Source organism: Peptoniphilus genitalis (genome assembly GCF_023614525.1).
Classification (GTDB): domain Bacteria; phylum Bacillota; class Clostridia; order Tissierellales; family Peptoniphilaceae; genus Peptoniphilus_A; species Peptoniphilus_A genitalis.
The window spans coordinates 432,501-459,125 of record NZ_CP097885.1 but is presented as its reverse complement, the minus strand read 5'-3'; the positions used below and the strand labels follow the sequence as shown (position 1 = coordinate 459,125).

General features: G+C 31.3%; 18 protein-coding genes. All 18 read left to right on the top strand.

All coding sequences use genetic code 11. The features are described from left to right. The first annotated feature begins 1 nt into the window (after position 1). The 18 genes from M9426_RS02175 (at position 2) to M9426_RS02085 (ending at position 26,512) form a co-directional block, all read left to right on the top strand. On the top strand, positions 2–412 hold the full coding sequence (locus M9426_RS02175; protein ID WP_008902108.1) for a PrgI family protein: 411 nt from the start codon (positions 2–4) through the stop codon (positions 410–412). Beyond that, positions 303–2,726 carry a VirB4-like conjugal transfer ATPase, CD1110 family gene (locus M9426_RS02170; protein WP_305883875.1) on the top strand — a complete coding sequence of 808 codons (2,424 nt, stop codon included), beginning with the start codon at positions 303–305 and terminating at the stop codon, positions 2,724–2,726. The genes M9426_RS02175 and M9426_RS02170 overlap by 110 nt, the downstream gene beginning before the upstream one ends. A gap of 7 nt (positions 2,727–2,733) precedes the next feature. Continuing rightward, positions 2,734–5,313 carry a CD1108 family mobile element protein gene (locus M9426_RS02165; protein WP_250342317.1) on the top strand — a complete coding sequence of 860 codons (2,580 nt, stop codon included), beginning with the start codon at positions 2,734–2,736 and terminating at the stop codon, positions 5,311–5,313. A 14-nt stretch (positions 5,314–5,327) separates the two neighbouring features. Next, the gene (locus M9426_RS02160; protein WP_001080402.1) at positions 5,328–5,567 is read left to right on the top strand and encodes a hypothetical protein; all 240 of its coding nucleotides are present in this window, start codon (positions 5,328–5,330) and stop codon (positions 5,565–5,567) included. Next, entirely contained in the window at positions 5,554–7,977 is a 2,424-nt protein-coding gene (locus M9426_RS02155) for a leucine-rich repeat protein (RefSeq protein WP_250342316.1), read from the top strand. Before M9426_RS02160 ends, M9426_RS02155 begins: the two co-directional genes overlap by 14 nt. Positions 7,978–7,991: 14 nt before the next feature. After that, positions 7,992–8,861 (top strand): CD1107 family mobile element protein, encoded by an 870-nt coding sequence (locus tag M9426_RS02150; protein WP_174117970.1) that lies wholly within the window; start codon positions 7,992–7,994, stop codon positions 8,859–8,861. Positions 8,862–8,934: 73 nt separating this feature from the next. Next, positions 8,935–9,546, top strand: a complete 612-nt coding sequence (locus tag M9426_RS02145; protein WP_250342315.1) for a DUF6088 family protein — start codon at positions 8,935–8,937, stop codon at positions 9,544–9,546. After that, the gene (locus M9426_RS02140) at positions 9,539–10,522 is read left to right on the top strand and encodes a nucleotidyl transferase AbiEii/AbiGii toxin family protein (RefSeq protein ID WP_174117972.1); all 984 of its coding nucleotides are present in this window, start codon (positions 9,539–9,541) and stop codon (positions 10,520–10,522) included. Before M9426_RS02145 ends, M9426_RS02140 begins: the two co-directional genes overlap by 8 nt. A gap of 93 nt (positions 10,523–10,615) precedes the next feature. After that, positions 10,616–12,337 (top strand): DNA topoisomerase 3, encoded by a 1,722-nt coding sequence (locus tag M9426_RS02135; protein ID WP_250342314.1) that lies wholly within the window; start codon positions 10,616–10,618, stop codon positions 12,335–12,337. Continuing rightward, a complete protein-coding gene (locus tag M9426_RS02130; protein ID WP_250342313.1) occupies positions 12,330–13,268 on the top strand; it encodes a DNA cytosine methyltransferase in 939 nt (312 codons plus the stop codon). Before M9426_RS02135 ends, M9426_RS02130 begins: the two co-directional genes overlap by 8 nt. Before the next feature lie 98 nt (positions 13,269–13,366). Then, positions 13,367–14,392, top strand: a complete 1,026-nt coding sequence (locus M9426_RS02125) for an alpha/beta fold hydrolase (protein WP_250342312.1) — start codon at positions 13,367–13,369, stop codon at positions 14,390–14,392. A 76-nt stretch (positions 14,393–14,468) separates the two neighbouring features. Further along, positions 14,469–22,112, top strand: a complete 7,644-nt coding sequence (locus M9426_RS02120) for a helicase-like domain-containing protein (RefSeq protein ID WP_250342311.1) — start codon at positions 14,469–14,471, stop codon at positions 22,110–22,112. Between the two features lie 43 nt (positions 22,113–22,155). After that, positions 22,156–22,812 carry a DNA-binding protein gene (locus M9426_RS02115; protein WP_227931962.1) on the top strand — a complete coding sequence of 219 codons (657 nt, stop codon included), beginning with the start codon at positions 22,156–22,158 and terminating at the stop codon, positions 22,810–22,812. Between the two features lie 486 nt (positions 22,813–23,298). Next, positions 23,299–23,445: a DUF1413 domain-containing protein gene (locus M9426_RS02105; protein WP_094754402.1), complete on the top strand. Its 147-nt coding sequence runs from the start codon at positions 23,299–23,301 to the stop codon at positions 23,443–23,445. A 134-nt stretch (positions 23,446–23,579) separates the two neighbouring features. Further along, a complete protein-coding gene (locus tag M9426_RS02100) occupies positions 23,580–23,948 on the top strand; it encodes an ArsR/SmtB family transcription factor (protein WP_003145044.1) in 369 nt (122 codons plus the stop codon). A gap of 145 nt (positions 23,949–24,093) precedes the next feature. Further along, entirely contained in the window at positions 24,094–24,315 is a 222-nt protein-coding gene (locus tag M9426_RS02095) for a cation transporter (RefSeq protein WP_003145146.1), read from the top strand. Between the two features lie 115 nt (positions 24,316–24,430). Further along, the gene (locus tag M9426_RS02090) at positions 24,431–24,652 is read left to right on the top strand and encodes a cation transporter (RefSeq protein ID WP_003145146.1); all 222 of its coding nucleotides are present in this window, start codon (positions 24,431–24,433) and stop codon (positions 24,650–24,652) included. 15 nt (positions 24,653–24,667) lie between these two features. Further along, complete coding sequence (locus M9426_RS02085) at positions 24,668–26,512, top strand: heavy metal translocating P-type ATPase (RefSeq protein WP_250342310.1); 1,845 nt, start codon at positions 24,668–24,670, stop codon at positions 26,510–26,512. The last annotated feature ends 113 nt before the right edge of the window (positions 26,513–26,625 follow it).

Here is a 26,625-nt window from a genome sequence, read left to right as displayed (position 1 = left end):
AATGGCATATGTACCAATACCAAAAGATTTGGACAAGATTAAAACAAAGGTTGCCTTTAACTTAACCAAAAGACAACTTATAGGTTTTTCTGTGGCAGGACTAATTGGTATACCAACCTATTTATTTATGAAGAAATATCTACCTAATGATGTTTCTATCATTGTAATGCTAATAGTAACCCTGCCAATCTTTTTTATAACCTTATATGAAAAAGATACCTTAACTTTTGAAAAATATTTTAAATTTTTCTATCTTCATAAGTTTTATCAACCAACTAAGAGAATAAGAAAGGAGGCATACATTGAAGCAAAGAAAAAAGCAAATCAGCGACTTAAATCTAAGGGAAAAACAATTAAAAAAAGACCGAAAGGAAGTAAGAAGGCTAAAAACAAAGAAAGATCCAACAAATAGTCTTCTAAGTGTACTTTTAAAGAAAGAGAAAAAGAGATTTACTGTTGAAGATACAATTCCCTATATAAGAATGTTACCAGAGGGCATTTGCCAGTTAGATGAAAAAAATTATTCAAGGACAATTTCATTTCAAGATATAAATTACCAGTTGGCATTGGAAGAAGATAGAGATTTAATCTTTAACCAATTTGCCAACTTTTTAAATTCTTTTGATCCAAGTGTCCACATTGAACTTTCGTATGTAAATCAATTAGGAAGAAATAAAGACCTACAAGATGCAATTAAAATTGCTGATAAGGGAGACTTCTATGACGATGTAAGAAAAGAGTTTAGGGAGATGTTAAAGCTTCAACTTGCAAAGGGCAATAACGGACTTAAAAAGATGAAGTATATAACCTTTACAACAGAAGCCGATAACCTAGAGCAAGCAAGAGCAAAGTTAAATAGACTTGAAGTAGATATTTTATCTAACTTTAAATCTATGGGAGTAAGAGCAGAAAGCCTTGATGGTGAAGAAAGGCTAAGACTTGTTCACGATATGTTAAATCCAGACAAAAACTTTTATTTTTCATATAAAGATTTGAAGAAGAAAGAGTCTACAAAGTCACATATAACTCCCAATATCTTTAATTTTGCACCAGTAAATAATTTTAAATTTGGTAAATATATTGGAGCAGTAAGCCATTTTCAAATACTTGCAAGTGAGTTATCAGACAGAATGTTATCTGAGTTTTTAGATATTGATGACAATATTTATGTAGCTTTTCATATAGATGTAGTTGAACAAGCAGAAGCCATTAAACTCATTAAGAGAAAAAATACAGACCTGGATAGAATGAAAATTGAAGAACAAAAAAAAGCAGTTCGTGCTGGATATGATATGGATATTATTCCTTCAGATATAAATACTTTTGGGGCTGATGTTAAGTCCATGTTATCTGACTTACAAAATAGAGATGAAAGGCTCTTTGTAGTTACCATAGTAATGATGAATTTTGCTAGGACTAATCAAAAACTAGAAAACACCATTGCTCAAATTTCATCAATTGCAAATAGACATAATTGTCAAGTGAAAAGATTATCTCACCAACAAGAGCAAGGACTTGTTTCTGCCTTACCTTTAGGAGTTAATCAAGTCGAAATAAAAAGATTTTTAACTTCATCATCAACGGCAGTATTTATGCCTTTTACAACAGAAGAGCTATTTATTGATTCGGCAAATTCTTTGTATTATGGCTTAAATGCCCTTAGTCAAAATTTGATTATGGCAGATAGGAAGAAACTAAAGAACCCTAACGGACTAATATTAGGAACACCAGGTTCTGGTAAATCTTTCTCGGCAAAGAGAGAGATGGCAAATGCAATTCTTGTAACAGACGATGATGTAATTATTTGTGATCCTGAGGGCGAGTATTCAAACCTTGTAAAACAATTTAATGGAGAAGTTATTAAAGTTTCGGCAAAGTCAAAGGACTACCTAAATCCACTAGATATAAATATGAACTATGGAGATGGGGACGCACCTTTAAAGGATAAGGCAAACTTCATAATGTCTATGCTTGAACTTGTAGTAGGAGGATCTGGTCTTACTGCTGCAGAAAAATCTGTTATAGATAGGTGCTTACCAAAGATATATCAAAAGTATTTTGAAGACCCCAAACCAGAAAATATGCCTATATTAGGAGATTTATACGATATGCTTCTATCTCAAGAAGAGGGAGTTGGTAGGAAGCTCGCAACAGAAATGGAAATTTATGTTAAGGGAAGTCTTAATGTATTTAATAATAGGTCAAATGTTGACCTAAATAGGCAACTGCTTTGCTTTGATATAAAAGAGCTAGGAACACAACTTAAAAAAATAGGTATGCTTGTAATTCAAGACCAAGTTTGGAACAAGGTTTCCCTAAATAGAGGAAGCAAGTCTACAAGATACTATATAGATGAGTTCCACCTTTTATTAAAAGACCCACAAACTGCTTCATATTCAGTAGAAATCTGGAAAAGATTTAGAAAATGGGGCGGTATTCCAACAGGTATAACTCAAAACGTAAAAGATCTTTTAACAAGTCAGGAAATTGAAAATATCTTTGATAATACAGACTTTGTTCTAATGTTAAATCAAGCATCTGGAGATAGGGATATTCTTGCTAAGAAATTAAAAATATCGCCTTATCAGTTAAACTATATTACTAATTCAAACGCAGGTGAGGGACTATTATTCTTTGGAAATACTATTGTTCCCTTTATAGATAAATTCCCTAAAGACACTATGCTATATAAGCTAATGACAACTAAACCAGAAGAAGCTAAGTAGGTGTGATATGGATAAAAAACTAAAAAAAGATTTTCAAAAGAAAATTATACGAAATAGGGACGCTCCTGAAAAAAATATGGATAGTAAACTTGTTCATTCAGATGATTATACCAATAAGATTATTAAGACTAAGGATAGGTTCGGAGATAAAATTTCAGAAAAAGAATCTAAATTAATCCATGAGAATGTATTAGCTAAAGATCAAAAACAAGATAAACTAAAAGATTTTCAGAAGTCTAAAAACAAGGAAAGAATTAAAAAAGAAGTTTTAGATAATAAAGCTAAGGCTGAAGAAACAAAACAAGCCAATCTTGAAATAAGGACAGATGAAAGCTTTAAACTTGATGAAGACTTAGATGTAGACTTTAAAAAAGTAAATTTTGATAGTGAAAACAGTAGAAATATTAATTCTAATAAACTAACAACAGATGATATTTCAGCTAATGCTCAACCAATAAGCAATAAGAAGGCATCAAGTAAAAGACAAGTTCTTAAAAATTATGAGGATAAACTTATCCATAGTAAGGATAAATTCCAAGACAAAATCAACGAGAAAGAGTCTAAGCGAATCCACACAAGTGAAGATAAACCTATTGAAGCAAAGAATAGTAAGAGGATATATAGAAAAGATAAGCTTGTTAAAAATGAAGTAAGTAAGAACGAGACTAATACTAATATCGATAAAAAACAAAAGCAGAAGCTTTATCAAGAAAAGAAGTTTAGAGATAAGGAAAAAATTTCTAAAGAGATAGATAAAGAAAATAAGCTAAGCGAAGTTGATACAGATAAGACTTTTGATAATCCTGAGAATAAAGACAATAATCCTGAATTTATAAAAGATGAAAAGGAAACAAGCCTTAAACCTTCAGAACAAAAGAAAGTTAATAAAAAGAAGACTTACTACAAGAGAAAAAATTATGAAAGTGATAAATTCACTCGCAAGAAAATCGATGACTTAAAAAATGAATCTAAGAAAGTTACAACGAAATATTCTAAGAAAGCACAAGATGTTAAAGACTTTATCTCAGATAAAAAGATTGGAGAGCTTGAAAAGTCTAAAAGTAAGCTAAAGGATAATATCTTAAAGAATAAAACTAAAGGAAGTCTATCTTCTGGGGTTTTATTATCTGGAGCTAAGTCATCAGAGTTAGTGAGAGATTATCTAAGTTCAGGATCTGACAATACTGGTGTGGAATCTGGAGAAAAGGCCGCTAATGTAAGCTCTAAACTCCAGCATGGAATAAGGAAGTATAAGCTAGACAAAAAGAAAAAGTCCTTAAAAAAGCTATCTAAACTTGATAAAAAAATAAGAAAGAGAAAAAGCAAGTTGGAGTTTAAAAATGGATTAGAAGATTTAAAAAAGTCAGATGCCTATATAAAGAAAAATAGATTTAAGAAGTTTTACCAGAGAAAACAAATGAAGAGCATGATAGCTAAAAAGCACGAAACAAGACTGGTAGATAGAGTTAAAAAAGCTATTTTAAGTTTAGGTAAAGCTTCTAAAGAGCTAATCGTAAGAAAAAGTAAGATGGTTTTATTTGTGGTAATAGGACTAGGTCTTATGCTATCAATCATGGTTGGTGGCGGAAGTGTTGGGATGAGTGGACTGAGTAACTCAGTGAACTCAGTAATGACAACAACATATCTATCACAAGATACAGTTCTAAGTGAAGTTAATCAAGAATTTTCATCAATGGAGTATGACCTACAATCACAAATCGAAAGTGTAAAAACAAGTCATCCTGGATATGACGAATATATTATAAACAAAGAAGGAGAAATTGGTCATAATACCCATGAGCTTTTATCCTATATAACTTCAAGATGTGGAGAGGTAAAATCAGCGTCTGAAGTAAAAGGAATTTTAAAAGAACTTTTCGATAAGATGTATAAACTTGTTTTTAAAGAAGAAATTGAAATTAGAACAAGAACAGTAGCAAGAACTAGATATGATAGTCGTGGCAATCCTTATACTAGCTATGAAAAAGAAGAGTACGAATATAAAAAGTTAATTGTAACTTTAAAGAAAAAAGAAATGGATGAAGTTGTTAGGGAAATATTTAAAGATTATCCAGACAATGTAGTTCATTATGAAGCTCTTCTTGAAGCTAAGGGAAATATGGGAGATGTTTTTGGATCAGGTAATGGGGACTTAGGAGAAATAGTAGATAATCCAAACTTTGGAAATCCTGGTCTTGCTTTTGATTCAGCTACTGCAAAGGCTCTTTTTAATGAAGCAGAAAAACATATAGGCAAAAGATATGTGTTTGGAGCAAGTGGACCATCTAACTTTGACTGTTCAGGTTTTGTATGTTGGTCATTTACAAAGTCTGGTGTAAAGAGAATGCCAAGAACAACTGCATGGAGAATATACAAAGACTATTGTAATCCAGTAAGTCCAAGTGAAGCTCAACCTGGAGATATTATATTTTTCCACTCAACATATAACAGTGGAACTCCAATATCTCACGTAGGAATATACGCAGGTAACGGAATGATGATTCACGCAGGAGATCCAATTCAATACACATCAATAAATTCAAAATATTGGAAATCACACTTTTATGGTTTTGGAAGACCAAGATAGAAGGGAGATATTATGTGAACAGGAAGCTTATAAGTATTAGAAACAAAAAGAAAAAAATAGAAGAGAAATTAAAAGATCTAAATGCAAAATACAAGGAAATTTGCGATGAAGAAATACAAGTTGAAAATGAAGAAATAATTGTAACTCTTAGGAGGAACAATATCAGCTTGGAAGAATTAATGGAGAAAATCAATGATAGAAAAAGAGAAGAAAAATTAAAAGAAAAGGAGAACATTCATAATGAAGAAATTTAATACGAACAAACTAAGAGCCTTTTTTATGGCTCTTTTATTAATTTTGACATCAACTGTGCATACAAGTGCATTTGCAAAGTCTGATGTTACTTGGACGGAAGATGATTTTATTTACCATCAAGGAGATAAGACTCATGTAGCAGGACTAAGTAAAACAGGATGGGAAAAAGCAGAGAAAACTCAAGAAATTAAGTTTTTAGAAGGTACTAAAACTATTGGATATATAAATAGTTCTGGTTACTCACAAAATATGTTTGATATTCCAAGAATATCAAAGTTAAAAGATTTGAAGATTACTTTACCAGAATCCCTAGAAACAATTAAGAGCAACTCTTTTGTATATTGCCCAATAAGAGAAATTAAATTGCCAAGCAATTTAAAAACAATTGAAAGTTGGGCATTTAACAATACAAATTTAGAAGAAATCTATATTCCTGATTCAGTAACAAACCTTGGTGGTGCTGCTTTTAGAGAAAATAAGATAAAAAGAGCTAGACTTCCAAAAGGTTTAAAGGTTATAAAAGATGGATTATTCTTTGAAAACGAACTAGAAGAAATTGAAATACCAGATAGTGTTGAAGTTATTGAAGGTGGAGCTTTTTATAAGAATGCATTGAGGAGAATTAATGCACCAAGCAATCCTAAACTTAATAATACTGGAGCTAAATTAATAGGGAATCAAGTTGTAGAATATAGACCAAAACAAAATCCTTTCTATCTTAATAATCTAGGATATAATGGAGAACTCGGAATTTCTAATTACAAAAATCTAATCAAAGATGAAGATGGAGGACTAACATTTCCAAAAGATGTAGACATGGTAGAATTGGACTTTTCAGTTCCAAAATACTACTATTCAGGAACTATCAAGATTTACAATCCAAATAAATATTCCATTGATACTCAAACAGATTTAACAGGGCAAGATATTGATGAAAAGGACAATAAGATTGATGATTTAACTAAAAACATTAAGGACTTAGAAAATCAGATTAAAGACTTAAATGATAAGAAACAAGAATACCAATCAAAGATAGATGAATTAAAGGAAAAGTTAGAATCTTGCAAAGATAATGGAGAGAAACTAAAACAAGAAAAAGCTAAGCTAGAAGAAGAAATTAGAGATAAAGATAATAAGATTGCTCAATTGAATAAAGAAATTGAGAATCTTAAAAACTCTAATAATGATGAACTAATAGCAGAAATTACTCAGCTTAAAGATGAATTAAAAAGATTAGAAGATGAAAATGCAAAGCTAAAAGAAGATTATTCATCTACAAAATGGGAGTTAGAAGCTGAGAAAGAAAAGACCGATAAAAACGAAAATAAAATCAAAGAAATGCAAGAAAAGCTCAAGTCTTTAGAAGGAGAACTTGCAAAAAAGACTAAAGAAATTGAGGATAAAGATAATAGAATTAAGGACTTAGAAAAAGTTCTTGATGAAAAAGATACTAAGATAAAAGACTTAGAGTCTAAAAAGAAAGAGACAGAAAATTCTAAGTCAGAATGCTGTAAAAAAATTGAAGAGCTTCAAAAGACTATTGATAGTTTAAAAGAATCTTCTGAAAATACAAAAAAAGAATTAGAAGATAAGATTAAAGGACTAGAAGAAAAACAAAAAGCTTCTGAAGAAGAAATTAAAAAGCTAAAAGAAGAATTAGATAAGAAAATCGAAGAAGCAAAGAAGTTAATCGAGGAAGCAAATAAAAAATCGAAAGAAGAACTTGAAAAACAAGCTAAAGATGAAAAAGACAAAAACCTAAACCAAGACTTATCTAAGAAATTAGATGAACTTCTAAAACTTCAAAAAGAAAACAAAGAGAAGAAAGAAGATAAGAAATCTCAAGATAAGAAGTGGGACGAAATTTTGAAAGCTGATGACAAGAATATCCTAAATCAATTTGATCTTAACAAGATGAAAAAACAGGAGGAACAACAAGGCAAAAAACAAGTTAAAGATGAAAAAGAATTTGCAGTTTTCCAAGTAGACAAAAACTTCTATAACATTATCAATAAAGATGGTAAGACAACAGTCTATATGGATGTAAAAACTTATGTAGACCAAGGAAGAACTATGATTCCAGTAAGATATATTGCTTATACTCTAGGTTTTAATGTTGAGTATGACAACTCTACTCGTGAAGCTATTTTCTCAAATAAGGAGAATAATATCCTAGCTAAAAAGACATTAAGACTAAATATTGATACTGGTGTTATGAGAGATTCAGATGGAAAAGTCTACAATTCAGATGTTAAGCCAGTGATTATAAATGGAAGAATTCATGCTTCAATTTCAAATATTGCCAAAGCTTTCGGAGCTAGTCATGGAGATATTAAAGATGGTAAAAACCAAACAATAGAATGGGACAATGCTAGAAAAGCAGTCTATGTATTTAAAAATGTAAAATAAGAAAGGATAGAAAAATGAATAAGAGTATTAAACGAGGAGTAGCCATAGCGTTACTCCTTTTTACATTTACAGTACCAGCAACTACATTTGCAATGACAAATGAAGGGCAAATAGAGAATCAAAGTGAGTCAATATATGAACCACAAAAAGAAGAATTTGAAAAAATGTTGAAAGATGATGTTTTTACACCATCAAAAGAAGAGATTCCTTATCAAGATGTTCCAAGAATCCCAGGAACTACAAGTGAGGCAAATAAGCCTTTAAATAATCCTCCAAAGAAAACACCGCTTGTAAAAGGTGGTAATACAAAGGCGGTAAATAATCTTGCAACACAAGAAAATAAGGCAAGAGGTTCAGTAATTGAAAATGTAGATAGGAATGGAAAAGATATTACACCAAGTGGAGATACAGAAAAAGATAAAGAAAATCCAGTTGATGTAAGACAATTTTTAACATTTCAAACTAAAAGTGGAAAAACTATGCACCTAATAGTGGATCACTCATCAAACCAAGATAATGTAAGGCTATTGACAGAAGTAGGAGAGCAAGACCTACTTAATATGATTGAATCAGAAGATAAAAATACTATAAAGGTTGAAGAGCCTAAGAAAGAAGAAGTAAAAAAAGAAGAACCTAAGACTGTTCCAGTAAAAGAAGAAAAGAAAAGTGGAATAGGTTCATTTCTAATTGTTGCACTTGTAATCGGAGGAGTAGTAGGAGCAGGATACTATTTTAAGGGAGTTAAAGCAAAAGAAGATAGAATGTTGGAAGACTTTGAAGAAGATGATGAGGATTATATTAGTGAGTCAGAAGATGAGTCTGACAACGAAGAAAGTCATGAAGAGCCTTTAGATGAAGACGATGAAGATGATGAACTATTATAAGAATATTAAATTTAAGTACAATTGAACTTTTGTCCCAGATATGATATGATATTTGGGACAAAGGAGAATTGCAATGAGTTCATATACAGAAAAAATATCAGATAAAATCAATGATTTTGACTCAAATAAAGTATTTTTTGCTAATGACTTTTTAGATATTGCTTCTTATGAAACTGCTAGAAAGACATTGAATAGAATGGTTAATGAAAGAAAAATTAAGCGTGTCATTGATGGCTTTTATTACAATCCGATATACAGTGAATTAATTGGTGAGTACGAAGCAGTATCAATTCACGAGTTAGCACTTGCCATAGCAAGAAAATACAATTGGAATATTGCACCATATAATAGCACAGCCTTAAACTTATTAGGACTTTCAACACAAGTACCAACGCACTATAAATATATATCTAGTGGCAGATATAAGGAATATAAAATTGGAGATACAATTTTAGAATTTAAAAAAGTAAATCCAGGAGAAATTGCCAATATGTCCTTAAAGACTGCAACAGTTATTCAAGCAATTAAGTCATTAGGCAAAGAAGATATAACCAGCGAAGTTATACAAAAGATAAGAGAAAACTTAACTGAAAAAGAAAGAACAGACTTAATGAATGAGTCAAAATCAGTTCCATCATGGATATATGAAGTGATAAGGGAAATTTGTGAGGGTCAAAATGAATAAGTTTTATATAGAAAACAAAGAAGACTTAAGAGTTTTAATAGTCAATACTGCAAGAAAAAGGAATATATCTGAAGCAGTAATTGAAAAAGACTATTGGGTTACTTTTATCTTAGATTATCTATTTAATGACAATAAATGGAAAGAATATTTTACCTTTAAGGGTGGCACATCACTTTCAAAGTGTTTTGGACTTATAGAAAGATTTTCTGAAGATATAGATTTAATCTTGGACTGGAGAGTATTAGGATATAAAGAAAAAGAACCATGGTTAAAAAGGTCAAATACCAAGCAAGATAAATTCAACAAGGTAGTTAATGAAAAGACAGAAATATTTTTAAGAGATGAATTTTTAAAAGTTTTAGAAGAAGATTTAAATGACATGGACTTTGAATTTTGGGTTGATACTCTTGATCCACAAACAATCCTATGTAAATATCCTAAAATTTTTGAATCCAATTATTTAACACAAAATATAAGACTTGAAATAGGAAGCCTTGCAGCATGGACACCTGCAATTGAAGTGGAAATTTTGCCGATAATTAGCGAAGCCTACCCAAATGTATTTAAAGAAAAAACAAGCATAAGAACAGTATCAGCAGAGAGAACTTTTTGGGAAAAGGCAACTATACTTCATCATGAAGCAAATAGACCAGAAGCTTCTCCTATGCCCCACAGATATGCAAGACACTTTTATGACTTATATAAAATAGCAAATTCAGATTTTAAAAACAAAGCCTTAGAGGATAAAGAGTTATTAAAGAAAGTGACTGAATTTAAAATGAAATTCTACCCTAGAAAGTGGGCAAAGTATGAAGAAGCATTAGATGGTAGATTAAAATTAGTCCCAAGAGAGTACCGATTTTCTGAAATAGAAAAAGATTATAAGGCTATGTCAGAAATGATATATGGAGAATATCCAAACTTTGAAGAGATTATAAAAGTTCTTCAAGAACTAGAAAAAGAAATTAATAAGTAAATCGAATTCTCCCGAAAATAATATATTATTCGGGAGAAAAACTTTGAGCGAGAGAGAAATCTTTCGCTCTTTTTTTTATTTATGGAGGTATGAATGAAATTAGTAATAGCAGAAAAACCAAGTGTAGCAGTTACAATTGCAAAAGTAATTGGAGCAAGAACAAGAAAAAACGGATATTATGAGGGGAATGGATACATTGTTTCATGGTGTGTAGGTCATTTAATTCAAATGGCAAGTCCCGATAAGATAGACGAAAAATGGAAGAAATGGACAATAGACACTCTTCCTATAATTCCAGAAGAATATATTTATGAAGTATCTAAAAGTACTAAAAAACAATATGGAGTTTTAAAGAAACTTTTAAACGATAAGAACATCGACACAGTAATAAATGCTTGTGATGCTGGTAGAGAAGGAGAACTTATTTTTAGGCTTGTATATAATCAAGCTAAATGTAAGAAGAAAATTCAAAGACTTTGGATATCTTCAATGGAAAACAAGGCTATTGAAGATGGCTTTAGAAATCTTAAAAACGGAGAAAACTTTGAAGACTTATATAAATCGGCAAGTGCAAGAGCAATTGCGGATTGGTTAGTTGGAATGAATTTAAGTAGGCTTTATTCTTGCATTTATAAGGAAACATATTCAGTTGGTAGAGTACAAACTCCAACTCTATATTTAATAGCTAAGAGGGATAGTGAAATAAACCTATTTAAGAAGCAAAAATATTATACAGTTGACCTATCTTATAAAGGATTGAAACTTGTATCAGATAGGATTGATAGAATTGAAGTTGCAGAACAACTATTAAACTTGCTAGAAGATGAAATAGTTATTACAGAGGTAGAGGATAAAGAAATAAGCACAAAACCAGATAAGCCTTATGATCTCACTACCTTACAGAGAGAAGCAAATAAATATTTTGGATATTCAGCAAATGACACTTTAAATATGGCACAAGGTCTGTATGAAAAAAAGCTAATCACATATCCAAGAACAGATAGCAGGTGTTTAACTGAAGATATGGTTAATACTATAAAAGAACTATTAGAAGGACTTGAAGAAGACTTTAAGGTTAATGAGTCAAATTTTAAGTCTATTTTTAACTCATCTAAGGTTACAGACCACTATGCAATTATTCCTACTATATCAGGTATTGGAAAAGCCAAAGATTTATCAGACAAAGAAAGCAAAATTTATAATCTAATTAAGGATAAACTACTTGCTTCATGTTCGGATAACTTAAAGGAATCTAGTAGAAAAATCAGATATGAATACGACAAGTTTAACTTTAATGCAAGTGGCAAGACTGTAATAGATGAAGGTTATACCAAGTATCTAAAGAGTTATGGAAAAGAAAAACAAGAAAATGAATTACCAGATATAAAGACTGGAGATAAAATTAAGCTAACTTCTAAAAACATATCGGAGAAATTTACAAAAGCTCCAAGTCATTATAATGAAAATACGCTTTTAAAGGCTATGGAGAATTCAGGGATTGAATCACTGGATAAAGATATAGAAGTGGAGAGAAAAGGCTTAGGAACACCAGCTACAAGAGCGGGAATTATTGAAAATCTTATCTATAAGGATCTCATAAGAAGAGATAAGAAAAATCTACTTGTAACAGCAAAAGGCAATAGACTTGTATCAATTGTAGAGGATAAGTTTAAATCAGCAGAAACAACATCTGAATGGGAAATGAAACTTGCAAAGATTAGCTCTGGCGAAGTTGATAAAGAAGACTTTTTAAGAGAGATCGAAGTTAGTATAAGGGAGCTTGTAGATAGGTACAAGAATAATCTAAATGAATAAGGTAAAAATATTAGAGCTTTTCGGTGGCATAGGTGCTATTAGAAAGGCTTTTATTAATTTAAAGATACCTTATGAAGTTGTTGATTATGTAGAAATAGATAAGGCTTGTGTTAAATCATACAATGCACTTTATGGAGAGAGTTATAAGCCAAAATCAGTAGTAGGATATAAAGCTCCTAATGAAAAGATAGACTTAATTATGCATGGAAGTCCTTGCCAAGACTTTTCAAGAATAGGAAAAAAGCAAGGAGGAGTTAAAAACTCAGGAACTAGATCAAGCCTACTATTTGAAACAATTAGAATAATTAAAGAAATGAAAGATAAACCTAAATGGATAATTTGGGAAAATGTAAAGGGAGTCCTTGATAGAAATATGAGGGACTCCTTTTTTATTTATCTAAAAGAGCTAGATAACCTTGGATATGAGAGTAAGTATGAAATCTTAAATGCAATGGACTTTGGAATACCTCAAAAAAGGGAGAGGATATTTGTTGTTTCATGTCTTGGAGTAAATAACTTTTCTTTTGATAAATTGGAGATAAAAGAAACTAGACCACTGAGTGAATTTTTAGAAAATTATGTAAGTGAACTTTATACAATGACCCAACCTTATATGCTGAAATTTTTAAATAAATGCATAGATAATAGTTTTAGAGGGCGACTCAAAGTGATTAAAGATTTTTCTTATACTATTTCTACAAAACAGATGAGAGTACCTAATTCTGGAATAATAGATATTGGAAATGGTAAATATAGGTATTTAACAGAAAGAGAATGTTTAAGACTCATGGGTTTTGATGACATTGATATTAACAAACTAGAAGAAGCACATCCAAGAAGAAAAAATTGTACTTCAAGCAAGCTATATAAGCAGGCCGGTAATTCTATTGTGGTTAATATTTTAATGGAAATCATTAAAGTGTTAATGTAGGTTAGTGTAATTAATATACTAAAGATGATATAATAACTACAAGCAGATTTTTTAAATACTAATAGAATCTGTATGCTATTTTAAAGGAAGGGAATAAAATGAAGAAAATATTTTTTAGAATCTTTTTAATAGTTATTATTTTAGTAGTTTTAGTTTTTATTCTTAGAATATATAATGACTATAAGTATAAAGATACCAATGCTTTGAAATTTCCTGAATATTATAATGATGTTACTAATATAAGTTTATATCCTACAGATATTGACGGAGTTGATGTAACTTATGTAGATGAGGGTAGGATGCAAGGCTTTAGATTTATACCTAAGGAAAAATCACATAAGGGTCTTGTAATTTGTTTTGGAGGTTCTGAGGGAAGTCCAAATTTTGAAACTGCTAAAAGATTGGCTGAAGAGGGATATGAAACCTTTGCACTATTTATGTTCGGCATGAAAAACCAAGAACAAACTTTGAGAAAAATCCCTTTAGAACAATTTGAAGATGTTTTAAGTTATATAAATAAAAATATAAAAGACAATAAGCCAATAAGTGTTTTGGGAGCGTCAAAAGGTGCAGAATATGCCCTTAATTTAGCTAGCAAATATTCTGAAATAGATAATCTGATTTTAATAGCACCTTCATCTTATAATTTCGCCGGTCTAGATTTTAAAGATTATGGTTCATCATGGGCATATAAAGGAAAGGAACTTCCATATATAGATATAAAAAAATCATCATTTAACTCATTTTTAAAAAATATTATTGTTCCGAATATTATTAAAAGTCCTATTAGCTATAAAGAAACTTATAATAGTGCAATAGAAAAAGACTCATCAAGTCAAGAAAAACTAATACCAGTCAAAGATGTTAAGGCAAATATATTGATGATTGTAGGCGAGGATGATTTGATGTGGGATAGCCTTGCTATGGCAGATAAAATAAAAGAACAAAACCCTAAGGCAAAGATTTATTCATATAAAGAAGCAGGGCATATATTTGCTAGCAATGGTGTTTTAAATTTAGGAAAAATTAGAATTGCAACAGGTGGGACAACTGAAAGCAATGATAAAGCAGAAAGTGAATCAAGAAAAACTATTGATGCTTTCTTAAAAGAAAACCATAAATAAAAAAATACTTGGATATTTAAGGACGGTAGAAAATTAAAATCTATCGTCTTTTTTTGCTCTAAAAAGGAGGTAGGAAATGCAAGTAAATGATTTTAATAATATACAAGAAGCAATAAAGTATGAAGTGTTACAAGATGAAAAAGAATATTTAAAACTCTTAAAAGTTATAGGCAATAATCAGAAATATGATTTTTCTAGCCAACTAAGTATATATAATAAGGAACCTGAAGCTAGAGCTTGTGCGACCTTTGATATGTGGAAGAAATATTTTGGTCGAGTTGTTATGAGAGGTCAAAAGGGTATTCCAATTTTAGTTGGAAGTGATGTAAACAAAAAAATTTCATACATTTTCGATATTAGTCAGACCACATCAATGGATAGGAATATCAATGAGGTTAGCTTATGGCAGTTTGATCACGAAAACCATAATGAGGCTTTAAAAGAAATAATAAGAGATTCTTCATTTGAAGCTAGTGATTCACTCAATGAAAATATATTTTCTCTTAGTCGAATTTATGGAGATGAATATATTAACTTGGCTCTTGCTGATTTGAGGATAGATATAGAGGATAGACTTAGTTTTGAAAAGTTTATGAGAGACTCAATATCCTATGCGGTAGCTAATAGGCTTAATACAGTCTATCCTATGGATATGGAAAATTTAAAAAATAATTTTTCTAGGATTAATACAATTTCTTTAGAACAGATAGGTCTTGTAATATCAAGGATTAGTGAAGATATTATAGATAGCACAATAGAAAAATCTAAGGAAATGGATCGTACTAGGCTGCTGACAGAAAGGGCCGGTGCCGACTATAATAGAGATATAGAAAATATAAATGAAGATAAAGGAGGTCAAGATGATTTATATAGACGAGATGATAGGTCAAGAAGTAGAGATGGACGAGTTTTCACAGATGGAAGCGACAGAGGAAATAGCGATGAAGATCGAAGAGAAAACCTTGGACATGATGGAGAAGGATCTGGAATTTATGGAGAGATTTCCGAATCCAACATACGCAGTTCTAAGACTGTCTTACCTGGTAGGGAGCGAGGACATGGAGAACTGGAAGAAACTTCAGAAAATGTACAAGGAGAAAACACTTTTGAACCACCTGAAGGAAATTCAGAATCAGGCAGTGGACTTTATCAAGAGAGAGAAAGTCAAGATGATGAAAGCACAAGGATTGACAGAGAAGATGATGAGAGAGAATCCAGAGGAATACCAAGGACAGATGAACAACTTAATGGCAACAGTGAAGAGAATGGCAATCAAGGAATACGTGGAAGCTTAGAAAATGAAATAAGCCAAGAAAAGGAAGCTGATGAAGCTTCTTTTTTTGAGGGCAAAAACACTGAAAATAGAAAAGATTACTGGATTGTAGAATTTAATGAAAACCACGAATTAGTTCCCGATTATAGTGGGCAGATAGTAACCAAAGACTTAATAAATGTCCTAAGACAAAAGGATATTGATGTTAAAGACCATAATCAAAATCTTGGAGAAAATGAATTTGGAGAAATGACAGATGATTATATCGGATATTTCAAATTCTATTTTGACCACTATGTAGACGGAGAAGTTGTCGAGCATTATAGGATTGACCTTGGTGATGGTGAAGAAGTAAATGAGCGTGAATTTTCATATTTAGAAGAACAAATTGCAATAAGCGAGGAAAAATCTTTACAAGAAGAAGTTAAAGAGAAGATAGAGTCTAAATTTAAGATAGGCGATCAGGTTAGATATAAAGATAAGGACTTTACTATTACAGATTTTGATGAACTAAGTGGAGGACTTAAAACTGTCACTATCAGAGATAATATGGAATATATGGGAGGTATGATTAGGGGTTCGGAAGTAATTCCATATAGAAACGATTCATACCTTGAAGAAATCTTTGAAAATCTAACTCAAACATCAGAAAAATTAGCAGTAAAGGTTGGAAAAGAATTTATTTTAGAAGATAAGAATACCTTTGATGGAATTAACTTAATTGAAGCTGGAACTAAGGTAGAAGTTAATGGGGAAGAATTCCCTTTATATAAAGGTGAAACATTTGAAGAAAGTAGAAAGATTGATGACCTTTTAGATAGTGGAAATTATGAGATATACAAATTATCTGACCATGAAAAACAAATTGAAAGACAAGTAGAGCAAGAAAGCTTTATAGATAACCACAATCTTGAAATTGACCAAATGATGGATAGATACAATGTTCCAAGAGAAGCAGCCGAAAACTTATTGAGGGGTAAAGAGGATTTAAAAAATCTAGGCTATGAACCTAATAAGGAAAGGCTAAGTTTTGCTAGAAATTATGACTTGAAAAATCATATCTACTCAGAATACCTAACACCATCAGAAAAGCTAGATAAAAATATAAAAGCTATTAAGATGCTCAAAAGACTTGAAAATGAAAATAGGAGTCCAAGAGAGTATGAACAAGCCTATCTTGCTGATTATCTAGGATGGGGTGGTCTTGCCGATGTCTTTGATGAAGAAAAGGGAGGACAATGGCTTGAAGCAAGAAATATTTTAAAAGAAAATCTAACAAATGATGAGTATTTGAATGCTAAAGAGTCTACTCTAACATCATTTTATACACCTAGAGAGGTAATGGATGGAATATATAAGACCATAACAGATATGGGTTTTAAGACTGGGAATATCCTTGAACCATCTGCAGGAGTCGGTAATTTTATTGGAAGTATGCCAAGTGAAATACAAAGCTCTAAAGTCTATGGAGTAGAAAAAGATAGTCTAAGCGGAAGAATAGCAAGAGAACTTTATCCTGAAGCTAATATTCAAATTAAAGGTTTTGAAGAAACAAACTTCTCAAATAATTTCTTTGACTTGGTAATAGGAAATGTTCCCTTTGGAGATTTTAAAGTTAACGATCGTGAATATAACAGAAATAACTTTCTGATTCACGATTATTTTTTTGCAAAGTCAATAGATAAGGTTAGGAATGGAGGAATTATTGCCTTCATAACTTCATCTGGAACTATGGATAAAAAAGATGAATCTGTTAGAAAATATATTAATGCAAGATGTGAGTTTTTAGGAGCTATGAGGCTTCCTAATACAATATTTAAAGGACTTGCTGGTACAGAAGTTACTTCAGATATTATTTTCTTGAAAAAGAGAGATTCAGTTATAGAAAGAGATGATGATTGGATCCATCTAGCAACTGATAAAAAGGGTTTGACTTATAATAAATACTTTGTAGATAATCCTCAGATGGTATTAGGGAATATGAAAGAAGTATCTGGCAGATTTGGCAATACTATTACTTGTGATGAAAAAGAAGATGAAAAGTTAAAAGACTTAATGGATATTGCAAGTAAGGAAATATCTTCAAATTCAAAATATGAAGAGGTCGAACTATTGGAAGATGAAGAATTAAGTCTTCCAGCAACAGATGATGTTAAGAATTTTTCTTACACTATTATTGATGAAGAGGTCTACCTAAGAGAAAACTCAGTCTTAATCAAGCAGAATATATCAGATAAAAATAAAGAAAAGATAAAAGATTATCTTGATGTAATGAATGCTTTAAAAGATGTAATAGAAAAACAAAAGGACTATTTTTCAGACGATGAAATAAAAGAGTCACAAGCAAAGTTAAATGAAGTCTATGATAACTTTTCAAAGAAACATGGCTTTATTAACTCCTTATCAAATACTAGAGCCTTAAAGGAAGACTCAAACTTTCCTTTGGTTTCATCAATAGAAATACTTGATGATGAGGATAATTTCAAAGCTAAGAGTGATATATTCTCAAAAAGAACAATAACAAAGGCAAAGGTAGTAGATCATGTAGATACTTCCCTTGAAGCCTTAGTCTTATCAGTTTCACAAAAAGGATATGTAGACTTTGAATATATGGAATCTATAACAAGTAAAGATAGGAACACCTTAATTGGTGAGCTTGAGGGCGAGATATTTTTAGATATTAAGGATACAGACCTAATAAATAACAGAATGCCCTTTGAGAACTTTGACAATGACGATCCATTTCATTTTTCATATGTATCGGCTGATGAATATTTAAGTGGTAATATCAGAGAAAAGATTGGCTACCTCAATTCATATATCGGAGAAATTGAAAATGTAATAGATTTAGCACCTTCTGAAAAGAAAGATACACTATTAAACGAGTTAGGCAAACTCAAATATCAAAGAGAAAAATTACAAGAAGTTATGCCTGAAGAACTTACTGCTTCTGATATAAATGTAAGGTTAGGAGCAACCTGGATACCTCAAAAAGATATAGAAGACTTTACTTTTAACCTTTTAAAAACACCAGGTTATGATAGGTGGAATATAAATGTTAGGTTCTCGCCACACTCAAGTGAATGGAATATTGAGGGTAAAAGTGTTGACTCGACTAATGACCTTGCTAACATGACTTATGGTACAAGTAGAGTAAATGCCTATAAGCTGATTGAAAATGCTCTTAATCTAAAAGATACAAAAGTATTTGACCAAATAATAAATGATGATGGGTCTAAGACTTCTGTATTAAACAAAAAAGAAACTATGCTAGCAAGTCAAAAGCAAGAACTGATAAAAGAAGAATTTAAGAATTGGATATTTGAAGATCCTGATAGAAGATATAGGCTAGAGAAGATTTATAATGAAAAATTCAATTCAATTAGAAATAGAGAATTTGATGGTTCTAACTTAACTTTTGATGGAATGAATACTGAAATTAGACTTCGAGAACATCAAAAAAATGCAATAGCTAGGACTCTTTATGGTGGAAATACACTACTTGCCCATGTAGTAGGAGCAGGAAAAACTTTTGAAATGGTAGCTTCTGCTATGGAATCTAAAAAGTTAGGACTTGCAAGTAAATCGTTATTTGTAGTTCCTAACCATCTAACTACTCAAATTGGTAGGGAGTTTATGCAATTATATCCGTCAGCAAATATTATGGTGGCCGATAAAAAAGACTTCCAACCTAAAAATAGAAAAAGATTTATTGGCAGGATTGCAACGGGAGAATATGATGCAGTTATTATAGGACACTCTCAATTTGAAAAAATACCAATGTCTAAGGAATACCAGGTAAGGCATATACAAGATCAAATAGATGATATAGTTTCCTTTATTGATGAGAACAAAAGAAATAGAGGAGAAAATTTCACAGTAAAACAACTGGAAAAGACAAAGAAGAAACTCTTGGTAAGACTTGAAAAACTAAATGATGACTTTAAAAAAGATGATGTAATAACCTTTGAAGAACTAGGAGTAGATAAGTTATTTATAGACGAAGCTCATAATTACAAAAACTTATTTTTGCATACCAAGATGAGAAATGTTGCGGGTATCGGTCAGAGTGAAGCCTTTAAGTCTTCGGATATGTATATGAAATGTAGGTATATGGATGAAATGACAGATGGCAAGGGAGTTGTTTTTGCTACTGGTACACCAATATCAAATTCAATGACAGAGCTTTATACCATGCAAAGATACCTTCAGTATGACGATTTAAAGGCAAGAGGATTAGAACATTTTGACGCTTGGGCTTCTACTTTTGGAGAAACAGAAAACACCTTTGAATTATCTCCAGAAGGCACTGGTTATAGGCAAAAGACAAGATTTTCAAAGTTTTATAACTTGCCAGAGTTGATGAGCATGTTTAAAGAAGTAGCAGATATAAAGACTTCAGATATGTTAAATTTGCCAGTACCAGAAGCAAACTTCGAAGTTATTAAAACAAAACCTACTGAGGAACAAAAAGAAATATTAGAAGCTATTTCAGAAAGAGCTGATGCGGTTAGAAATAACCAAGTCGAGCCTACAGAAGATAACATGCTAAAGATTACAAATGATGGTAAAAAACTTGCCCTTGACCAAAGATTAATAAACCCACTACTTCCAGATGATCCTAATTCGAAGGTAAATGTATGTGTAAAAAATATCTTTTCAATCTGGGATAAGACAAAAGAAAATTCATCGACCCAATTAGTATTTTCAGATATGTCTACACCAAAAGGAGATGGAGAATTTAATATCTATGATGATATTAGAAATAAGCTAGTGAATATGGGAATACCTAAAGAAGAAATAGCCTTTATCCACGAAGCAGATACAGACAAACAAAAAGATGAATTGTTCTCTAAGGTAAGAAGAGGAGAAGTAAGAGTCTTATTAGGTTCTACTCAAAAAATGGGAGCAGGTACAAATGTACAAAATAAACTAATAGCCTTACACGATTTAGACGTCCCATGGAGACCGTCTGACCTAGAGCAAAGAAGTGGTAGAATTGTTCGTCAAGGTAATGAAAATGATAAAGTCAATATCTTTAGATATGTAACAGAAAATACCTTTGATTCTTATTTGTGGCAGACGATAGAGAATAAGCAAAAATTCATTTCTCAAATTATGACTTCAAAAACTCCAGTAAGAGTTGCAGAAGATGTTGATGAAGCAAGTCTATCTTATTCAGAAATTAAGGCTTTAGCCACTGGCAATCCTCTAATTAAAGAAAAAATGGATTTAGATAACGAAGTTACAAAGCTAAAAATGCTGGAAGCAAACTATAAATCTAATAAATATAAGCTTGAAGATAAGGTAAATAAATTTTATCCTCAAAGTATTTTAAAAACTGAAATGGAAATACAAGCAGTTAAAGAAGATATTGCAAGTGTTGAGAAATTAGGAGAAGGAGATAGTAAATTCACTTCAATCAGTCTTGGTGCAAATAAAATTTTAGATAAGAAAGAAGCTGGAGAGAAGCTATTAGAAGAAATAAAAAAGGTAAAGATAAATGATAGCAAGGTTATTGGTAAATATAGAAATTTAGACTTACAAGTTTCATATAACTTTATGACTAATACTCATACTTTTAAACTCCTAGGAAAAGCAGAATACTTTGGAGAGTTTTCAAACTCTACTGATGGCAATATAACAAGACTTGATAATGCTATTGAAAAAATGCCTGCAAGGCTTGGAAGATTAAATCAAAACCTTGAAAACTATAAAGAATCTTTAGAAAATGCCAAAGTAGAATTGACCAAACCATTTGAAAAAGCAGATGAGTTAAGGGATAAGACACTAAGATTAGCTGAAATTAATAAACTTTTAGATATGGGAGAAGTAGAAGAATTAGAAAACCAATCACCATTATTAGAAGATTTAAAGAGGGCGATAGTTGATTATTCTAACTACGAGTTCTCAGAATCTAATAGCTATGAAGACTTTGACAAATTATACCCTGATTTAAGCCATATAGGACTTGCCTATACAGAAACACCTGATGGTAAGCACACGATTCAATATGAGGTAAATTTAGAAGAAAAAACATGGACTCAGTATGTAGATAATGTAGCTATTAGAACAGAATCTTTTGTAGAAGAAGATATATCTAATTCACAAGCTATTAAAGATATGACTGAAGCCATAAAGATGTCAAGTTTTGACGATCTGGTATCAGTAGATGAAGAAGATTTAAAACAAGCCCTAGGTTTAGAAATAGATGATGATGGAAACTTCTATGATCCACTAGCAAAAGATCTTGATAATGATGGAATACCAGATAGGTATGACAATGATTTTAAAGATAGTGATTACTTTGAATCAACCTATGATGTAGAGGATAATCTTCAGGCAAGGGAAGAGAAACCATCTATATTGGGACAAATATCAAAATTCAAATCGGAAGAAGAAAAAGATAAAAATCAAGAAAAAAACGAAAAAGCACAAGAAAGATAGAAGAGGGCGAAAGGCTCTCCTTATTTAGTACAAGGAGGAAATTATGGAATACAAAGATATTAGAGAAAACTTAGAAGAAATGATGAATGATAATTACAAGGATTTTATAAAAGCACTTGTGAGCATAGAAAAAGGCGTTACTGATGAAAAGGCACTTGAAGAAGTCTATGTTTTATTTATGATCAAAGACACAACAGGTCTATTAAATGATGACTTTGACTATATGATTGATGATATGAAAGAACAAGGGAAGATTGTTGGAAATACCAATGAACTTGAAGAAAAAGATGATCTTATAAATCTCGTGGGTAATATAGCAGGTCAAGTAGAAAATCTTGAAAGAGAAAATGCTAGTGGAGAAAAGTTCAAGGTAAGTAACTTTTCAATTGTTTCAAAAGATGACGGTGGGAATAAAATTTATACCAATTGTTCAGCCTATGGAGATAAGACAAAAGATTTAGAGAACCTAAAACAAGGAGATTTTGTTAAAATATTTGGACAAGTAAAAACAAGTATTGATAACAACGGAAAGGAACATAAGAATGTCCGTATTTTGTCCTCTAAGCTCTTAAAATCAAAAGAACAAGTAAAGAGTCAAGATAAAGATAAAAAGTCCATATTAGGGCAAATAAAAAGCTTTAAGACAGATGACAAAACTAAGTCAACTAAGAAAGACCATAGCAAAGATACAGAGAGATAAATATCGGCAGTCTTCGGACTGCCTTTATTTTTTTGCTTTTTTAAAGTGATATATCAATTGATTGAAAATAACCTATAGTTAATGTTATAATAGATTTGTATGTAATAACAAACATAAGTATTTTTTAAATGTATATATGTACGAGATTAGCTATCGAAAAAATAATCTTGGAGGTTATATGGAATTAAGTTATAAAAGGTTATTTAAAAAACTTATTGATTTAGATATGCAACATATGATGATACCCTAGTAAGGAAGATTATCCAGAATGTTAGTGTTTATGATGACCACTTTGTAATATGCTTTAAATCTGGAATTGAAATGGAAGTATGATTTAATACTAATATAAACCGTCAATTAAGAGTTAGGTTCTCTTGATTGGCGGTTTTTGCATTGACTTTTACATGATTTATACATGTGATATTATCAAAAATGTTGTTTATAAGGTTATTGATAAGGAGTTGACCACATGAGTGATGTAATAAGCTGTTAGATGAAGCTATTAAAGAAACCGAAAACTTGTACGAAGGAGAAGTCTTTATTTTTAAGGATTTGTTTAAAGGATATGTATGGAACAGGATACCGAGAAAGGACTGTACTAATGTCTTAGTAGATGTTTTTGAGATATTTTAAATAATATAAAAAAACACTTGAATAAATTCTCATATAACTATTGACACAAGAGAAAAACAATAATATAATAAATATACAACATATGAATGATTGTCCAAGTATTCAGATGAAATGGTTTAAAAGGAGGTCATAATATGACTAAAAAATTTAATTCAATTGAAAGATGTGACTGCAATGTAATTCATGAGGATATTGTAAATCAAGTTAGAGATAAAATGCCTCAAGAAGAAAGCCTTTATGATCTAGCAGAATTATTTAAAGTATTTGGAGATTCAACACGAATCAGGATATTATGGGCTTTACATGAAGCTGAAATGTGTGTTTGTGATATCGCTGTATTACTTAACATGACACAATCAGCAATTTCCCATCAGCTGAGAGTCTTAAAACAAGCTAATTTAGTGAAAAACAGAAAAGAAGGCAAAGTAGTATATTATTCATTAGTTGATGATCATGTAAGAGAAATATTTGACCAAGGTCTAATTCATATCAACGAGAAGTAGTAATGCGGTAGAATAGAATATTTTTTGAAGATATTTGGGAATATATTTAAGTCTTCATTTCAAATGAGCAATGCTTCAAGAAAATTTGAAAAAGACTTGTAGTATTCAAAATAAAATTACAAATAATATTTAGGAGGATTTAATAATGAAAAAGAAATTTATACTTGAAGGTTTAGATTGTGCAAATTGCGCGGCAAAAATGGAAAAGGCTATTAATGAGCTTGATGGAGTGAAAGAAGCTACTGTTAACTTTATGACCACAAAACTCGTTATTGATGGTGAGGATGAAAAAATGCCAACAATAATAGCAGAGGCCGAAAAAATAGTTAAAAAAATCGAACCCGATACAACTATGAAAAAGGCTTAAAGGAGGCTATTTAGTATGACAAAACGACTATGGCGAATAATTATTGGTGCAGCCGTGTTAGCTACAGCAGTATTGCTTAGTTTAAATAACGAATAATATTTAGGAGGATTTAATAATGAAAAAGAAATTTATACTTGAAGGTTTAGATTGTGCAAATTGCGCGGCAAAAATGGAAAAGGCTATTAATGAGCTTGATGGAGTGAAAGAAGCTACTGTTAACTTTATGACCACAAAACTCGTTATTGATGGTGAGGATGAAAAAATGCCAACAATAATAGCAGAGGCCGAAAAAATAGTTAAAAAAATCGAACCCGATACAACTATGAAAAAGGCTTAAAGGAGGCTATTTAGTATGACAAAACGACTATGGCGAATAATTATTGGTGCAGCCGTGTTAGCTACAGCAGTATTGCTTAGTTTAAATAACGAATGGTTACAGGTTGCTCTCTTTATAATAAGTTACATTATTGTAGGTGGAGATGTTGTAAAAAGAGCTGTAAAAAATATTTTTAAAGGTCAAGTTTTCGATGAAAACTTTTTAATGAGTATTGCAACAATTGGTGCATTTTTTATTGGTGAGTATCCTGAAGGTGTTGCAGTTATGCTGTTTTATCAAGTTGGAGAACTGTTTCAAAGCTATGCAGTTGGCAAGTCGAGAAAGTCAATTGCAAGCCTTATGGATATTCGACCAGATTATGCAAATGTTAAAAAAGGTGATGAACTTGTCAAAGTTGACCCAGATGAAGTACAAATTGGAGATATTATTGTAATTAAAGCAGGAGAAAAAATTCCTCTTGATGGCAAGGTAATTGAGGGAAGTTCAATGATTGATACATCGGCACTAACAGGCGAATCTGTTCCTCGTGAAGTAGAAGTTGGAAGTGATATCCTAAGTGGGTGCATCAACATTAATGGGGTTATTACAGCAGAGGTTACCAAGGAATTTGGAGAATCTACTGTAAGTAAAATTCTTGATTTAGTTGAAAATGCAAGTAGTAAAAAATCCAGTTCAGAACAATTTATTGCGAAGTTTGCGAGATATTATACACCGGTTGTGGTTATAATTGCAGTTTTTCTAGCTATTATACCACCTCTTGTTATAGACGGGGCGACTTTTAGTGATTGGATATATAGAGCACTAGCATTCCTTGTGGTATCATGTCCGTGTGCTTTAGTTATTTCAATTCCTTTGAGTTTCTTCGGTGGAATAGGTGGAGCCTCAAAAAAAGGTGTTTTAGTCAAGGGTAGTAATTATTTAGAGGCATTAGCAGAAACTGAAATTGTTGTTTTTGATAAAACTGGAACACTAACGAAAGGTGTATTTAATGTACAGGAAATTCATCCAGAAGGGGTTTCCAAAGAAGAGCTACTTGAATTAACTGCATATGTGGAGAGCTATTCCAATCATCCAATTTCACTTTCACTGAAACGTGCATATGGCAAAGAAATAGACAATGGACGTATTTCAGATGTAGAAGAGATATCAGGTCATGGTGTTATTGCAACAGTAGATGGCAAAAAGGTTATGGCAGGAAATATCAAACTTATGAAAATGATGGATATCCCTTATTTCAAGGGAGAGCTGATTGGTACTGCTGTACATGTTGCTGTTAATAACAAGTATATAGGTTACATTGTAATTTCCGATGAGGTAAAGGAAGATTCAGCACAAGCAATCAAGGAACTTAAGGCAGCTAATATTAAACAAACAGTTATGTTGACAGGTGATAATAAAAGTATTGGTTCAAAAGTTGCTAAAGAGCTTGGTCTTGATAAGGTTTATGCAGAACTGTTGCCAGCAGACAAAGTTGAAAAACTAGAAGAATTATTATCGCAAAAATCTAAAAAAGGTAAACTTGCCTTTGTTGGAGACGGAATCAATGATGCACCTGTATTAGCTCGTGCAGACATTGGAATAGCAATGGGTGGTTTAGGTTCTGATGCGGCCATTGAAGCTGCTGATGTTGTGATTATGACTGATGAGCCATCGAAAATTGCTACTGCAATGAAGATTTCTAAAAAAACACTAAAAATTGCACATCAAAACATAGTATTTGCAATTGGAATAAAAATAATTGTTCTTATTTTGAGTGCTTTTGGAATAGCTACTATGTGGGCAGCTATATTTGCAGATGTAGGTGTAACTATCATTGCAGTATTAAATGCTTTTAGAGCTTTGAATGTAAAGAATCTATAAACTATTTTTCCTATTCACCCCTTGAATGATATCGATAATTGACGATACAATCAAGGGGTATTTTTTAATTTAAAAACTATAAATGAAAATTGGTTGGGATTTACCTTGAATTA

Excerpts from the sequence above, each read along its gene's own strand:
- M9426_RS02175 (WP_008902108.1), top strand. The coding sequence starts at position 2 with ATGGCATATGTACCAATACCAAAAGATTTGGACAAGATTAAAACAAAG.
- M9426_RS02165 (WP_250342317.1), top strand. The coding sequence starts at position 2,734 with ATGGATAAAAAACTAAAAAAAGATTTTCAAAAGAAAATTATACGAAAT.
- M9426_RS02155 (WP_250342316.1), top strand. The coding sequence starts at position 5,554 with ATGAAGAAATTTAATACGAACAAACTAAGAGCCTTTTTTATGGCTCTT.
- M9426_RS02150 (WP_174117970.1), top strand. The coding sequence starts at position 7,992 with ATGAATAAGAGTATTAAACGAGGAGTAGCCATAGCGTTACTCCTTTTT.
- M9426_RS02145 (WP_250342315.1), top strand. The coding sequence starts at position 8,935 with ATGAGTTCATATACAGAAAAAATATCAGATAAAATCAATGATTTTGAC.
- M9426_RS02140 (WP_174117972.1), top strand. The coding sequence starts at position 9,539 with ATGAATAAGTTTTATATAGAAAACAAAGAAGACTTAAGAGTTTTAATA.
- M9426_RS02135 (WP_250342314.1), top strand. The coding sequence starts at position 10,616 with ATGAAATTAGTAATAGCAGAAAAACCAAGTGTAGCAGTTACAATTGCA.
- M9426_RS02130 (WP_250342313.1), top strand. The coding sequence starts at position 12,330 with ATGAATAAGGTAAAAATATTAGAGCTTTTCGGTGGCATAGGTGCTATT.
- M9426_RS02125 (WP_250342312.1), top strand. The coding sequence starts at position 13,367 with ATGAAGAAAATATTTTTTAGAATCTTTTTAATAGTTATTATTTTAGTA.
- M9426_RS02120 (WP_250342311.1), top strand. The coding sequence starts at position 14,469 with ATGCAAGTAAATGATTTTAATAATATACAAGAAGCAATAAAGTATGAA.
- M9426_RS02115 (WP_227931962.1), top strand. The coding sequence starts at position 22,156 with ATGGAATACAAAGATATTAGAGAAAACTTAGAAGAAATGATGAATGAT.
- M9426_RS02100 (WP_003145044.1), top strand. The coding sequence starts at position 23,580 with ATGACTAAAAAATTTAATTCAATTGAAAGATGTGACTGCAATGTAATT.
- M9426_RS02095 (WP_003145146.1), top strand. The coding sequence starts at position 24,094 with ATGAAAAAGAAATTTATACTTGAAGGTTTAGATTGTGCAAATTGCGCG.
- M9426_RS02090 (WP_003145146.1), top strand. The coding sequence starts at position 24,431 with ATGAAAAAGAAATTTATACTTGAAGGTTTAGATTGTGCAAATTGCGCG.
- M9426_RS02085 (WP_250342310.1), top strand. The coding sequence starts at position 24,668 with ATGACAAAACGACTATGGCGAATAATTATTGGTGCAGCCGTGTTAGCT.